Raw genomic sequence first — 13,055 nt, forward strand, 5'->3', positions numbered from 1 at the left:
GGGGGGGGGGGGGGGGGGCTTGTTGCACTTGGGGCAGACGCGCTGCACCTTGCAGGCATAGATGGGGGCTTCCTTCTTGAGGATGCCGCCCTGCTCGCCCTGCTTACGGGGCTTGGTGTGGCGGGAGACGACGTTGATCTTCTCCACGACCACCTTGCCGGACTTGGGCATGACCTCCAGGACCTTGCCCTGCTTGCCCTTGTCCTTGCCGGACAGGACGACAACCAGGTCGTCCTTACGAATGCTCATCTTATTCATGTCTTCTCCTACCCCCTTACAGCACTTCGGGAGCCAGGGACAGGATCTTCATGTAATCCTTGTCGCGCAGCTCACGGGCCACGGGCCCAAAGATACGGGTACCGCGGGGATTCTTGTCGTCCTTGATCAGGACGGCGGCGTTCTCGTCGAAGCGGACGTAGCTGCCGTCAGCGCGGCGCACGCCCTTGACGGAGCGGACGATGACGGCCTTGACGACCTCGCCCTTCTTCACGGTTCCGCCAGGCTGTGCCTTGCGGACGGAAGCGACGACCACGTCGCCGATGTTGCCGAACTTGCGGCTGGAGCCGCCCAGCACGCGGATGGTCTTGATCTCCTTGGCGCCGGTGTTGTCGGCGACCTTCAGATAGCTTTCCTGCTGAATCATTCCGGCACCTCCTTACTTCGCCTTCTCGATGATCTCGACGACGCGCCAGCGCTTGTCCTTGGACAGGGGCCGGGTCTCCATGACCCGCACGCGGTCGCCGATGCCACACTCGTTCTTCTCGTCGTGCGCCTTCAGCTTATAGGTGCTCTTGACGATCTTCTTATACAGGGGGTGGGCCACACGGTCGGCAATGGCCACCACCACGGTCTTGTCCATCTTATCGGAAACCACCAGGCCGACTCTGGTCTTGCGGGAAGAAGTTCTGTTCTCCATGATCTCGTTCCTCCTTCTTATCGGCCTGCGAGCTGCTGCTCACGGATGATGGTCTTCACGCGGGCGATGTCGCGCTTGACCTCAGCAATCTTCACGGGGTTGTCGAGCTGGTTGGTGGCATGCTGAAGACGGAGCTGGAAGAGATCCTTCTTCAGGTCGCCCAGCTTGCTCTCCAGCTCAGCGGCGCTCATCTTGCGGATTTCAGTAGCCTTCATCTTCATTCACCACCATTCTCGGTCTCGGCGGTCTGCTTCGCCACGATCTTGCACTTGACAGGCAGCTTGTGGGAGGCCAGACGCAGGGCCTCGCGGGCAGTCTCCTCGGAAACGCCGGCGATCTCAAACATGACACGGCCGGGCTTGACCACGGCCACCCAGTACTCAGGGGAGCCCTTACCGGAACCCATGCGGGTCTCGGCGGGCTTCTCGGTGATGGGCTTGTCGGGGAAGATCTTGATCCAGACCTTACCGCCACGCTTGGTGTAACGGGTCATGGCGATACGGGCGGCCTCGATCTGGTTGCTGGTGATCCAGCAGGGCTCGGTGGCCTGCAGGCCGAAATCACCGTAGGTCACGGTGTTGCCGCGCATGGCCTTGCCCTTCAGGCGACCGCGGTGCACGCGGCGGTATTTCACTCTCTTAGGCAGCAGCATTAGTTGGAGCCTCCTTCCTTGGGAGCAGCGGGACGGGCGCCGCCCTGGGGACGGGCACCGCCCTGAGGACGGTTGTTGTTGAAGCCACCCTGGGGACGGCCGCCGTTGCGGTTAAAGCCGCCGTTGCGGTTGAAGCCGCCCTTGCGGTCGCCGTCACGCCGGTCGCGGCGGGGGCGGTCGGAGCGCTCCTTGAAGTTCTTGGTGTCCAGGGTACGGGGGGTGGTGCGCAGGGTCTGGGTCAGCACCTCGCCCTTGTAGATCCACACCTTCACGCCGATGCGGCCGTAGGTGGTGGCAGCCTCCGCAAAGCCGTAGTCGATGTCGGCGCGCAGGGTCTGCAGGGGAATGGTACCGTCGTGATAGTGCTCGGTGCGGGCGATCTCAGCGCCGCCCAGACGGCCGGACACCTGAGTCTTGATGCCGCGGGCGCCCATGCGCATGGCGCGGCCCATGGCGTTCTTCATAGCGCGGCGGAAGCCGATGCGCTTCTCCAGCTGCTGGGCGATGTTCTCAGCCACCAGTTGGGCGTTGGTGTCGACCTGCTTGACCTCCACGATGTTGAGGGCGACGGGCTTGCCGATCATCTTCTCAACGGTCAGGCGGTACTGCTCGATCTGCTCGCCGCCCTTGCCGATGACGACGCCGGGGCGGGCGCAGTGCAGGTAGATGCGAACCTTGGCGTTGTCGCGCTCGATCTCGATCTTGGGGATACCGGCGGAATACAGGGTCTTCTTCAGGTAGTCCCGGATCTTCTTGTCCTCCACCAGCAGGTCGCCGACCTTCTCGTTGCGGGCGTACCAGCGGGAGTCCCAATCCTTAATGACACCCACGCGCAGGCCGTGGGGATTCACTTTCTGTCCCATATTCTTCCTCCTCCCTTAGCGCTCAGCCACCGCGATGGTGATGTGAGAAGTGCGCTTGTTGATGCGATAGGCGCGGCCCTGGGCCCGGGGCATCATCCGCTTGATGATGGGGCCGGGGCAGGCGAACACCTGGGAAACATACAGCTTCTCGGGGTCCATCTGGTGGTTGTTCTCCGCGTTGGACGCGGCGCTCTTGAGGAGCTTCAGCAGCAGCTCGGAGGCAGCCTTGGGGGTGCCCATGAGGATGGCGTTGGCCTGGGCCACGCTCTTGCCGCGGATCAGGTCGCAGACGATCTGGACCTTACGGGGAGAGATACGGGCATATCTCAGATGTGCTTTCGCTTCCATGTTTCTCTCCTCCTCCTTACTTACCAGTCTTGCTGCCGGCGTGGCCGCGGAAGGTGCGGGTGGGGGCGAACTCGCCCAGCTTGTGGCCCACCATGTCCTCAGTCACGTAGACGGGCACGTGCTTGCGGCCGTCGTGCACGGCAAAGGTGTGTCCGACGAAGGAGGGGAAGATGGTGGAGGCGCGGCTCCAGGTCTTCAGGACCTTCTTCTCGCCGGTCTGATTCATTTCGTCGACCCGCTTCAGCAGCTCGGGGGCGCAAAAGGGGCCTTTCTTGATACTTCTGCTCATCTTTTACTGCCTCCCTTACTTCGCGTTGCGGTGCTTGACGATGAACTTCTCGGTGCGGTTCTTCAGCTTGCGGGTCTTGTAGCCCATAGCCGGCTTGCCCCAAGGAGTGACCGGGCCGGGACGGCCGACCGGGCTCTTGCCCTCGCCGCCGCCGTGGGGGTGGTCACAGGGGTTCATGACGGAACCGCGGACGGTGGGCCGCCAGCCCATGTGGCGCTTACGGCCGGCCTTGCCGATCTGGATGTTGGCCCAGTCGGTGTTGCCCACCTGGCCGATGGTGGCCTTGCACTCCTCGCGGACGTAGCGAACCTCGCCGGAGGGCAGACGCACCTGAGCCATGCCGTTCTCCTTGGCCATCAGCTGGGCGGCGTCGCCGGCGGCGCGGACGAGCTGGGCGCCCTTGCCGGGGTACAGCTCGATGCAGTGGATCATCTCGCCCACGGGGATGTTGGCGATGGGCAGGCAGTTGCCGGGCAGGATGTCGGCGTCGGGGCCGGTCATGATCTTGTGGCCGGCCTTCAGGTTCACGGGAGCCAGGATATAGCGCTTCTCGCCGTCCTCGTACTGGATCAGGGCGATGTTGGCGGAGCGGTTGGGATCGTACTGCAGGTTGATGACAGTAGCGGTGCCGTTCTTGTCCCGCTTAAAGTCGATGATGCGGTACTTCTTCTTGTTGCCGCCGCCGCGGTGGCGGACGGTGATACGGCCGTAGCTGTTGCGGCCGGCGTTCTTCTTGAGATTCTCGGTCAGGCTGCGCTCGGGCTTGGCCTTCTTGTCGATGCCCTCGAAGGCGCTCACGGTCATGTGGCGGCGGGAGGGCGTCGTGGGCTTATAAGTCTTGATAGCCATTGTTCGTTATCCTCCTTACACCATGCCTTCGAAGAACTCGATGGTCTTGGAATCCTCGGTCAGGGTGACCATGGCCTTCTTCCAGGAGGGACGGCGGCCAGCCGGGAACCGGCCGGTGCGCTTCTCCTTGCCCTGCATGTTCAGGGTGTTGACCTTGGCGACCTTCACGCCGAAGATCTCCTCGACGGCCTTCGCGATCTCGATCTTGTTCGCGCTCTTGGCAACCTCGAAGGTGTACTTCTTGGCCTCGGTCTCCGCCATGGACTGCTCGGTGATGATGGGGCGCTTGATGATATCATAAGCGGTGGTAGCCATTACGCAAACACCTCCTCGATGACGGCCAGGGCCGCCTTGTCAACGATAAACTTGCCGGCGTTCACGATGTCGTAAACGCTCAGGATCTTGGCGGTGGTGGTGACCACGCCGGGGATGTTCCGGGCGGACTTGATGACGGTCTCGTTCACCTCGGGGGTGACGACGACGGCCTTCTTGGCGCCGACGGTATCCAGGAAGCCCTTCATGGCCTTGGTCTTGACCTCGTCCAGGTTCAGGCTGTCCACGACGACGATGTCGCCGGAGGCGGCCTTGGCGGAGAGGGCGGACTTGAGGGCCAGGCGCTTGACCTTCTTATTCAGCACGTAGCTGTAGTCGCGGGGCTTGGGGGCGAACACGATGCCGCCGTGGGTCCACTGGGGGGCGCGGGTGCTGCCCTGACGGGCGCGGCCGGTGCCCTTCTGGCGCCAGGGCTTAATGCCGCCGCCGGAGACCTCGGCGCGGGTCAGGGCGCTCTGGGTGCCCTGCCGGCAGTTGGCCAGGTGGTTCTTGACCACCTCGTGGACGACGGTCTGGTTGGGCTCGATCCCGAACACAGCTTCGGAGAGCTCCACCTCGCCGACCTGCGTGCCGGCCATGTTCACAAGAATTGCCTTAGGCATTTGGTTTCTCTCCTTTCTTACTTGTTACGGGCGGAAGCCTTCTGGGGATTGACGCGGGCGGAAGCCTTCTGCGGGTTGCTGGAGATACCAGCGGCGGCGCCCTTCTCCTTGACGTTGATCACGGAGTTGCGCAGATACACGATGCCGCCCTTGGGGCCGGGAATCGCGCCGCGGACGGCGAGGATGCCCAGCTCGGCGTCCACCTTCACCACGTCCAGATTGAGGACGGTGACCTGCTCGTTGCCCATCTGGCCGGCGCCGATCTTGCCCTTGAAGATGCGGGAAGGATCGCTGTTGGCGCCCATGGAGCCGGCGTGGCGGACCACAGGACCGGAGCCGTGGGTCTCCTTCAGACGGTGAGCGCCGTGGCGCTTGATGACGCCCTGGTAGCCGTGGCCCTTGCTGATGCCGGTCACGTCCACGCGGTCGCCCTCGGCGAACACGTCCACCTTCACCTCGTCGCCCACGTTCATCTCGGCGGCCTTGGCCAGCTTGAACTCCTTCAGGGTCTTCTTGCGGGCGTCGCCGGCCTTCTTCAGGTGGCCCAGCTCAGGCTTGGTGAGCTTGCGCTCCGCCACGTCGCCGTAGCCGAGCTGAACGGCGTTGTAGCCGTCCTTCTCCTCGGTCTTCTTCTGCACCACGGTGCAGGGGCCAGCCTCAATAACGGTGACCGGGATGACCTTGCCGTCGGCGTCAAAGATCTGCGTCATGCCGATCTTCTTGCCGATAATGGCCTTTTCCATGATAGTTCCTCCTTAATAAGGTTATTGGTTGAAAAACGTGGGCATTGGCTCCCATTGGTTTTCCAACTTGACCCGTCCGCCTCAAAAGCGCGGCGGACTGCGGGTACACAAAGGTAATTGTCTGAGATGGCTGTGTCACGCTGCGAAGCCTTCGCAACGTCACGCTGTTCATCGCTCCGTGAAAAATGCCGCTCCGCCTTTGGCGTCGCCTGTTTTTTCACCTGCGCGATTCACTGCGTGCCTGCTCCCGGCTTCTCCGCGCTTCGTTACAGCTTGATCTCGATCTCGACGCCGGCGGGGAGCTCCAGGGACATCAGGGCCTCCACGGTCTTGGGGGAGGGCTTGAGGATGTCGATGAGGCGCTTATGGGTGCGGCGCTCGAACTGCTCGCGGGAATCCTTGTACTTATGGACGGCGCGCAGGATGGTCACGACCTCCTTCTTGGTGGGCAGGGGGATGGGGCCGGACACGGACGCGCCGGTGCGCTTGGCGGTCTCCACGATCTTCTCAGCGCTCTGGTCGATGAGCTGGTGATCGTAGGCCTTCAGGCGAATGCGGATCATTTCTTTCTGAGCTGCCATTGTGGTTCCTCCTTAAAAACATACGAAGTGGTGGGTTGAGCACGCTTCGTACGGTGAGAAATCTTCAGTACACGTTTCCGTGCGTATCACTCCGTGACATGAAGAAAACCGGCACAAGCAGGCCGGTTTACTCCCTGCGCGGCGATATACGCCGTGCACGGACTCCTCAGCCGCCCGATTCTAGCTCGGACATACTCCGCGGAAGTTACCGGCTCGCGCCGCAATCTCCCGCATCATCGCAGACTGCGCCCCTTTACAGGCGCTCTGTTATAATACCTGAAAAATCCCGTCCTGTCAATAGATTTTTCCGGTTTTCGTAAAATTTATTTCTTCACTGGGTCCTTGGCCCGGCAGCCCAGCCAGGAGGACAGCACCAGCAGCAGGAATGCGCCGAAATAGAACCAGAACACCTGTCCGGTCCACATGGCCACAATAGCGCCCAGGCGCAGAAGGGGCAGATAGAAGAACTGGGTCAGCAGGCCCACTGCGTTGTCCCAGTAGGCGTGAAGGGACAGCTCCTGCACCCCCAGCAGCACCAGCACCACCAGCGCTGGAAGGTTGATGCACAGCATGGTGAGCGCCATGCCCCTCTTGGAGCCCTTGAAGCCAAACGTGCCGGAGACCACCATCCACAGCGTCAGCACGGCCAGACCTACCACGATGTAGAACCAGGCGCCCATCTGGGCAAAAATTGTCGTCATCCCCAGACTGAGCAGCCATCCCAGCAGGAAGGGGCTCAGTCCCACCAGAAACAGCACCGCGGCTTTGCGCATGCAATCACACCTCTTTCATCATACGGCATTTTTTACCGCTGCACAGCATACCACACCCCGGCGGCCTCTGTCAACCGGGTCGCCGGGGCGCGCCTTACGGCAGCAGCACGTCCGCCAGCCGCCGCTTCATCTCCGCGGCGTCGATGGCCGTGCCGGTGAAGTGCTCCAGGGAGAGCACCGCCTGGTTGACCAGCAGTCCGAAGCCGTTGGCGGTCTGGTGCCCCCCCTCCCTGGCCCGGCGGAGCAGCTCAGTCTCCGCGGGGGCGTAGATGAGATCCACCACCGGCGCCCCGGCGGGCAGGGCGTCCAGGAAGGAGAACTCCTCAAACTGCCCTGCCGCCCCCTCCATACCCAGGGAGGTGCAGTTGACCAGCAGCCCGCACTCCGCCGCCTCCCGCCGCAGGGTATCCGGGTCGAAGCCGGCGGGGCGCCGGCGGGCCGGCTCGTGGGCGCAGAGGGCGGTGGCCTTGTCCGCGGTGCGGTTGCACACTACCACCTCCGCCCCGGCCTGGGCCAGCTTGAGGCACACCGCCTTGGCCGCCCCCCCGGCCCCCAGCACCAGCACCCGCTTCCCGGCAGGGTCGATGCCCTCGTCGTTCAGGGCGCGGAGAAAGCCCGCCCCGTCGGTGTTGTAGCCATAGGCCCGGCCGTCCCGGATACAGACGGTGTTCACCGCGCCGAAGAGGCGGGCATCCCCGTCCAGCTCGTCCATCAACTCCACCAGCTCCTCCTTGTGGGGCATGGTGGCGTTGAACCCGGCATAGCCGGCAAATTTGGCGCATTCCAGCCACTCCCGGCATCTCCCCCGGGGCACCGGCTGGCAGAGGTAGACGTAGTCCAGCCCCAGGGCGGCCAGCATGGTGTTCTGAATCAGCGGGGACTTGGAGTGGAGCACCGGCTCGCCGATGACGCAGAGCTTTTTCGTGCTGTTTTTCACTTCCACCTGCATGTGCGGGGCCTCCTTTTTGGGTTCGGGCCGCAGATCGGGGAGGGCGGCGTTCACCCCCAAAGCGATAAGCAGGCCCACCACCGTCTCAATGATGCGGGCGGCGGCATAGTAGTACCGGGTCACGCCGGTGACGCCGGTGATGAGAATGACGCAGGGCAGGATGCACGCCATGCCGCAGGCGGTGGGCCGCTTGAGCAGCAGGCAGATCCACACCCCCGCCACGCACACCGCCCCCAGGGCGGGTATGCGTACCCAGGGATCGTCCAGGGCGGCGCCCAGCAGCAGGGTGGCGGTACCCAGGGCTCCGCCCACCGCCACGCCGATGAGGCGGGAGAGGCCCTGCTGGATGGTCTGGCCAAGGGTGGACTGGGTGCAGATGATGCAGGCGATGCAGGCATAGAGGGGGCCGAGCTGGCCCCACACGCCCCCCAGCGCCTCGTTATAGATGAGGCCGAAGGGCACGAAAATGGTATAGGACAGCATGACCGCCACGGCGGTCTTGACCACCCGCATACCGATGCGCGGCAGGGGCACGCTTTTCATCTTCTCCCCCTCCTCGATCCGCCGCAGCGGGTCAAAAAGTCCAGCAGCAGGCGGTTGAACGCCTCGGGCGCGTCCAGATTGACCACATGGGCCGCGCCGGGGAGCACCGCCGTCTCCGTCTCCGGCCAGGCCCGCTTCCAGTCCTCCATGTGCCGGGCGATGGTGCCGGTCCTGTCCCGCTCGCCCCGGCACACCAGCAGGGGCGCGTCGAAGGAGAAGTGTTTCTCGGGGTGGAGGCATTGAGCGATTCCCCGCCAGCCCCGGAGAAACTCCCGCCGGGTGAGCTGGTCGAACATGCGGCGTACCGCCGCCCGCCCCTCCTCTGTAGAAGAGCAGGCCATGGCCATAGCGCTTTTGAGACACCTCCACGGCCACACCCCCAGCAAGGGGGTGGAGGCCCGCAGGCCCGCCCGCTCCCAGCCGCTATAGCAGTCCAACAGAATAGGGGTAGCTCCGGCCACCAGGTATCCGGCGCAGCCGCCGAACTGCCAGGCGTACTCCTGGACGACATAGCCGCCCATGGACAGCCCCACAAGCACCGGGGCGCGGCAGCGTTCCTTCACCAGCACGGCCCGGAGGTCCTCGGCGGCCTGGGGGATGGAGAAGTCGGCACAGGGCCGGGAGTCCCCGTGGCCCCGTATGTCGAGATTGAGCACCGTCCACCCCTCCAGGGCAGCGAGCTGGGGCGCCCACATGGTGCGGTCCAGCCCGTAGCCGTGGAGGAGCACCACCTCCGTCCCCTCCCCCTGCCGGCAGTCGTAGGCGATCCGGCAGCCGTCAGAGCGGACGACTCTTGTCTCCCAGTCAGCCATGGGAGTTCTCTCTGCTTTCCTTCTCGTTCCAGAGAAAGTAGGACATGGCCGCCTCGTAGCCGTACAGGCCCAGGCCGCAGATCTGGCCCACGCAGGCGGGTGCGGTGACGCTCCTGTGCCGGAACTCCTCCCGCTGGTGGACGTTGGATATGTGCACCTCAATGCAGGGCACATCCACCGCCTTGAGGGCGTCCAGGATGGCGTAGGAGTAGTGGGTGTACGCCCCGGGGTTCAGCACGATGGCGTCGTACACGCCGTCGGCGGCGTGGATGGCGTCGAGAATGGCCCCCTCGTGGTTGGACTGGAAGCACTCCGCCGTGGAGGCGTGGGCGGCGGCGAACTCCTTCAGCCGCCGGCACAGGCTCTCATAGCTGTTCTCCCCGTAGATGCCCGGCTCCCGCTTCCCCAGCAGGTTCAGGTTGGGGCCGTTGATAATCAGAAACTTCACGCCTGACACTCCCTTTCATAAAGGGTCGCGATGCGCCCGGCCGCCTCGGCGGCCTGGGCGTGGCCCTCGATGATGTAGTCCGCCCACCGGCGGTAGATGGGCTCCCGCTGGCGAAACCGCTCCAGAAACGCCTCTTTTCCCCCCTGGCCCAGAGGGCGGCGCGCCATGGACACTGTGTCGTAGATCACGGCCGGCTCCCGGCTGAGCCAGAAGACCACGCCGCTGGCTTTGAGGGCGGCAATGGCCTCCGCCCGGGTGGGCAGGCCGCCGCCGCAGGCGATGACCAGCCCTCCCTCCCGGGCCAGCGCCCGGCTCACGTCCAGCTCACGGGCCCGGAAGCCCTCCTCCCCCTCCGACGCGAAAATCTCCGGGATGGTGCGGCCGGACGCCCGCTCGATGCGCTCGTCGGTGTCCACGAAGGCCAGGCCCAGCTTCTCCGCCGCCAGCCGCCCCACCGTGGACTTGCCGCAGCCCATCATGCCGATGAGGATGAGATTGTTCACGGCTCATACCCCCGGAAGTTCCCCAGGATACGGAACTCGGCGGCCAGCTGCCCCAGCTCGTGGAGCACGCCGTCCATCTCCGGGGCGGCGAGATCGCCGGTAAAGTCCAGGAAGAACAGGTATTCCCAGCCCCGGCCGGGAATGGGCCGGGACTCGATTTTCAGCAGGTTGAGCCCCTGGACGGCGAACACGGTGAGGATCTCGTGGAGGGAGCCGCTCTGGTGGGGCAGGCGGAACACGGTGCTGATCTTGTTGCGGCCGGGCCGCAGCTCCAGCACCGGGGACACCACCACGAACCGGGTGTGGTTCATGGCGTTATAGTTGACCCCCTCGGCCAGAATATGCAGCCCGTAGATCTCGGCGGCCCGTCGGGAGCAGATGGCGGCGGCGGCGCGGTCGCCGCTCCCGGCCACCTGCTTGGCCGAGCCGGCGGTGTCCAAGGTGGGCACCCGCCGCCAGCCCCGGTGGGCGTCCAGATACCTCTCGCACTGCATCAGCCCCTGCTCGTGGGAGTAGACCGTGTGGATGTCCTCCAGCGCCACGCCGGGCAGGGCCATCAGGCAGTGCTCCACCTTCACCTGGCACTCCCCCACCACGTAGTAGTTGTACTGGGCCAGCAGATCGTAGACCTGCCGGATGGAGCCGGTGGAGGAGTTCTCCACCGGGAGCACCGCGTAGTCGGCCTCCCCCCGCTCCAGGGCGGCGAACACGTCGGGGAACCAGGCCAGCCCCCGGCTGGACACCTCCGGGCCGAAGAAGCCCACGGCGGCCTCCTCGCTGTAGCACCCAGGCTCCCCCTGGTAGACCACCCGGGGGGCGGCCACCGGCTCCCGCCGGGCGGCCAGGGCCGCCGCATAGGCCGCATAGCCCGGCTCCTCCGCCCCCTCCCGCACCAGCTTGCGCTGCTGGCGGCGGGAAATGGCCATGATCTCCTCGTAGAGGGCCGCCACGTCCGCCTTGCGGGCCGGATCGTCGGTGAGGGCCGTCTTGGCGGCGATCACCTGCTTCTCCCGCCCGGCGTCCAGCACCGGGATACCCGCCCGCTGCTTGTACTCCCCCACCTTGCCGGTGACCGCCATCCGCTCCAGAAAGAGCTGCACCAGCTCCCCGTCGATGCGGTCGATCTCTTGGCGGTATTGCTCCAATTCGGTCATGTTCCCTCTCTCCTTTGTCTCCTCGAGGCGGCGGCCGGGCGCTTCCTTTCGGGCGGGTGTGGGCACCCGCCCCTACATTTAAACCTGGCCGCACGCTCCGCTGCCCCGCCTCTGCGCCATCGCGCGAGGCGGCCCTAAATTCCCAGCACCTCGCACGCCGCCAGCGCCGCCGCCGCACCCCAGAGCGCACTGCGCGCGCTCCGGGAACCCCACAGTTTATCTTCCTCGGCGGGAGTGAATCCCGCCTTCGGCAAGGTTTTGCCTCCGGCAAAACGCTTGGACGCCGCTTCCGCGGCGGCTCGCTCCCGCTCGCGCGAGGCGGCGGCCCTAAATTCCCAGCACCTCGCACGCCGCCAACGCTGCCGCCGCACCCCAGAGCGCACTGCGCGCGCTCCGGGGACCCCACATTTTATTCTCCTCGGCGGGAGTGAATCCCGCCTTCGGCAAGGTTTTGCCCCCGGCAAAACGCTTGGACGCCGCTTCCGCGGCGGCTCGCTCCCGCTCGCGCGAGGCGGCGGCCCTAAATCCCCAGCACCTCGCACGCCGCCAATGCTGCCGCCGCCTCGATTACGGGCACGGCGCGGGGGACGATGCAGGGGTCGTGACGGCCCTTGATCTCGATCTCCGTCTCCTCCCCGGTGCGGAGGTCCACGCTCTCCTGGGGCAGAGCGATAGAGGGGGTGGGCCGGATGGTGACCTCAAAGGTGACGGGCATGCCGTTGGTGATGCCCCCGTTGACGCCGCCGGCGTGATTGGTCTTGGTGACCACCCTTCCGTCCTTCACCTCGAAGGGGTCGTTGGCCTCGCTGCCCCGCATGAGGGAAAAGGCCACCCCCGCACCGAAGTCCACGCCCTTGACGGCGGGGACGGCAAAGAGGTGCTGGGCGAAGATACCCTCCACGTTGCGGCCGAAGTCGGGGGCCCCCAGCCCGGCGGGCAGGCCGAACACGGCGCACTCAATGGCGCCGCCCACGCTGTCCTGCTCATTTTTGGCCTCCAGAATGGCCTGGCGCATCTCCTCCCCCTTGGCGTCGTCCAGCACGGGGAAGGGCTTGGCCGCCACGGCCTCCAATGCGCCGGCGTCCTCCAGGGAGGCGTCGGTGATGCCGTAGATGGAGCTGATATGGGCGCCCACCCGCACGCCCCGTAGGGCCAGGAGCTGCCGGGCCACCGCACCGGCGGCCACCAGGGGGGCGGTGAGGCGGCCGGAGAAGTGCCCGCCGCCCCGGTAGTCCTGGCACCCCTGGCTCTTGACGAAGCCGGCATAGTCTCCATGGCCGGGCCGGGGGGTGTAGCGGATGGCCTCATAGTCCTGGGAGTGCTGGTCGGCGTTGGGAATGAGCATGGCCAGCGGCGCGCCGGTGGTCTTGCCCTCGAATACGCCGGAGAGCACCTGCACCGTGTCGCTCTCCCGGCGGGCGGTGGCGGTGGGGTCCTGGCCGGGCTTCCGCCGGTCCAGCTCCCGCTGAACGGCCTCCAGATCCAGCTCCAGGCCGGCGGGTACGCCCTCCAGCACCACGCCGATGGCCGGGCCGTGGGACTCACCGAAAATCATGTGTCGCATGTGGGTTCCCTTCCTTTGCTTTCTCAGGTTTTGTGCCGGGAGGCCCCGGCCTCCGGGCGGGTGTGGGCACTCGCCCCTACGGTATTCATACGAACGCGGCCGGATGCTTTGCGCTTTTGTGTAGGGGCGGGCC

General features: G+C 65.4%; 20 protein-coding genes. All 20 read right to left on the reverse strand.

Annotation, left to right across the window (positions count from 1 at the left end):
* On the reverse strand, positions 1-258 hold a 258-nt coding region (rplX, locus tag ACESY8_RS18060; RefSeq protein ID WP_498794912.1), incomplete at its 3' end, for a 50S ribosomal protein L24.
* A gap of 16 nt (positions 259-274) precedes the next feature.
* Positions 275-643: a 50S ribosomal protein L14 gene (rplN, locus tag ACESY8_RS18065; RefSeq protein ID WP_054339084.1), complete on the reverse strand. Its 369-nt coding sequence runs from the start codon at positions 641-643 to the stop codon at positions 275-277.
* A gap of 12 nt (positions 644-655) precedes the next feature.
* Positions 656-916: a 30S ribosomal protein S17 gene (gene rpsQ / locus ACESY8_RS18070; protein WP_007494646.1), complete on the reverse strand. Its 261-nt coding sequence runs from the start codon at positions 914-916 to the stop codon at positions 656-658.
* 17 nt (positions 917-933) lie between these two features.
* Positions 934-1,137 carry a 50S ribosomal protein L29 gene (gene rpmC, locus ACESY8_RS18075; protein WP_007494648.1) on the reverse strand — a complete coding sequence of 68 codons (204 nt, stop codon included), beginning with the start codon at positions 1,135-1,137 and terminating at the stop codon, positions 934-936.
* Positions 1,134-1,568, reverse strand: a complete 435-nt coding sequence (gene rplP / locus ACESY8_RS18080) for a 50S ribosomal protein L16 (RefSeq protein ID WP_007494650.1) — start codon at positions 1,566-1,568, stop codon at positions 1,134-1,136. Before rplP ends, rpmC begins: the two co-directional genes overlap by 4 nt.
* Positions 1,568-2,431, reverse strand: a complete 864-nt coding sequence (rpsC, locus tag ACESY8_RS18085; protein WP_007494652.1) for a 30S ribosomal protein S3 — start codon at positions 2,429-2,431, stop codon at positions 1,568-1,570. Before rpsC ends, rplP begins: the two co-directional genes overlap by 1 nt.
* Before the next feature lie 15 nt (positions 2,432-2,446).
* Positions 2,447-2,779 (reverse strand): 50S ribosomal protein L22, encoded by a 333-nt coding sequence (rplV, locus tag ACESY8_RS18090; RefSeq protein ID WP_007494654.1) that lies wholly within the window; start codon positions 2,777-2,779, stop codon positions 2,447-2,449.
* A gap of 16 nt (positions 2,780-2,795) precedes the next feature.
* Complete coding sequence (gene rpsS / locus ACESY8_RS18095) at positions 2,796-3,068, reverse strand: 30S ribosomal protein S19 (protein ID WP_007494656.1); 273 nt, start codon at positions 3,066-3,068, stop codon at positions 2,796-2,798.
* Positions 3,069-3,083: 15 nt separating this feature from the next.
* Positions 3,084-3,917: a 50S ribosomal protein L2 gene (gene rplB, locus ACESY8_RS18100; RefSeq protein ID WP_007494657.1), complete on the reverse strand. Its 834-nt coding sequence runs from the start codon at positions 3,915-3,917 to the stop codon at positions 3,084-3,086.
* Positions 3,918-3,932: 15 nt separating this feature from the next.
* A complete protein-coding gene (gene rplW / locus ACESY8_RS18105) occupies positions 3,933-4,232 on the reverse strand; it encodes a 50S ribosomal protein L23 (protein ID WP_007494659.1) in 300 nt (99 codons plus the stop codon).
* A complete protein-coding gene (gene rplD / locus ACESY8_RS18110; RefSeq protein WP_007494661.1) occupies positions 4,232-4,852 on the reverse strand; it encodes a 50S ribosomal protein L4 in 621 nt (206 codons plus the stop codon). Before rplD ends, rplW begins: the two co-directional genes overlap by 1 nt.
* 17 nt (positions 4,853-4,869) lie before the next feature.
* Positions 4,870-5,595: a 50S ribosomal protein L3 gene (gene rplC, locus ACESY8_RS18115; protein ID WP_007494663.1), complete on the reverse strand. Its 726-nt coding sequence runs from the start codon at positions 5,593-5,595 to the stop codon at positions 4,870-4,872.
* Positions 5,596-5,861: 266 nt separating this feature from the next.
* Entirely contained in the window at positions 5,862-6,176 is a 315-nt protein-coding gene (gene rpsJ, locus ACESY8_RS18120) for a 30S ribosomal protein S10 (RefSeq protein ID WP_006573401.1), read from the reverse strand.
* 323 nt (positions 6,177-6,499) lie between these two features.
* Positions 6,500-6,949, reverse strand: a complete 450-nt coding sequence (locus ACESY8_RS18125; RefSeq protein WP_007494667.1) for a hypothetical protein — start codon at positions 6,947-6,949, stop codon at positions 6,500-6,502.
* Positions 6,950-7,043: 94 nt separating this feature from the next.
* Positions 7,044-8,441, reverse strand: a complete 1,398-nt coding sequence (aroE, locus tag ACESY8_RS18130; protein ID WP_498794913.1) for a shikimate dehydrogenase — start codon at positions 8,439-8,441, stop codon at positions 7,044-7,046.
* Positions 8,438-9,253, reverse strand: coding sequence for an alpha/beta fold hydrolase (locus ACESY8_RS18135; protein ID WP_054339079.1), 816 nt, complete (start codon positions 9,251-9,253; stop codon positions 8,438-8,440). Before ACESY8_RS18135 ends, aroE begins: the two co-directional genes overlap by 4 nt.
* Positions 9,246-9,701, reverse strand: a complete 456-nt coding sequence (aroQ, locus tag ACESY8_RS18140) for a type II 3-dehydroquinate dehydratase (RefSeq protein WP_054339078.1) — start codon at positions 9,699-9,701, stop codon at positions 9,246-9,248. Before aroQ ends, ACESY8_RS18135 begins: the two co-directional genes overlap by 8 nt.
* A complete protein-coding gene (locus ACESY8_RS18145) occupies positions 9,698-10,204 on the reverse strand; it encodes a shikimate kinase (RefSeq protein ID WP_054339077.1) in 507 nt (168 codons plus the stop codon). The genes aroQ and ACESY8_RS18145 overlap by 4 nt, the downstream gene beginning before the upstream one ends.
* Positions 10,201-11,358 (reverse strand): bifunctional chorismate mutase/prephenate dehydratase, encoded by a 1,158-nt coding sequence (locus ACESY8_RS18150; protein ID WP_054339076.1) that lies wholly within the window; start codon positions 11,356-11,358, stop codon positions 10,201-10,203. The genes ACESY8_RS18145 and ACESY8_RS18150 overlap by 4 nt, the downstream gene beginning before the upstream one ends.
* A 520-nt stretch (positions 11,359-11,878) precedes the next feature.
* On the reverse strand, positions 11,879-12,913 hold the full coding sequence (aroC, locus tag ACESY8_RS18155) for a chorismate synthase (RefSeq protein ID WP_334260266.1): 1,035 nt from the start codon (positions 12,911-12,913) through the stop codon (positions 11,879-11,881).
* Positions 12,914-13,055: the final 142 nt, after the last annotated feature.

Origin of the sequence: Clostridium sp. ATCC BAA-442 (assembly GCF_964239415.1) — a bacterium.
In the GTDB taxonomy this organism is placed as follows: Bacteria; Bacillota; Clostridia; order Oscillospirales; family Oscillospiraceae; genus Flavonifractor; species Flavonifractor plautii.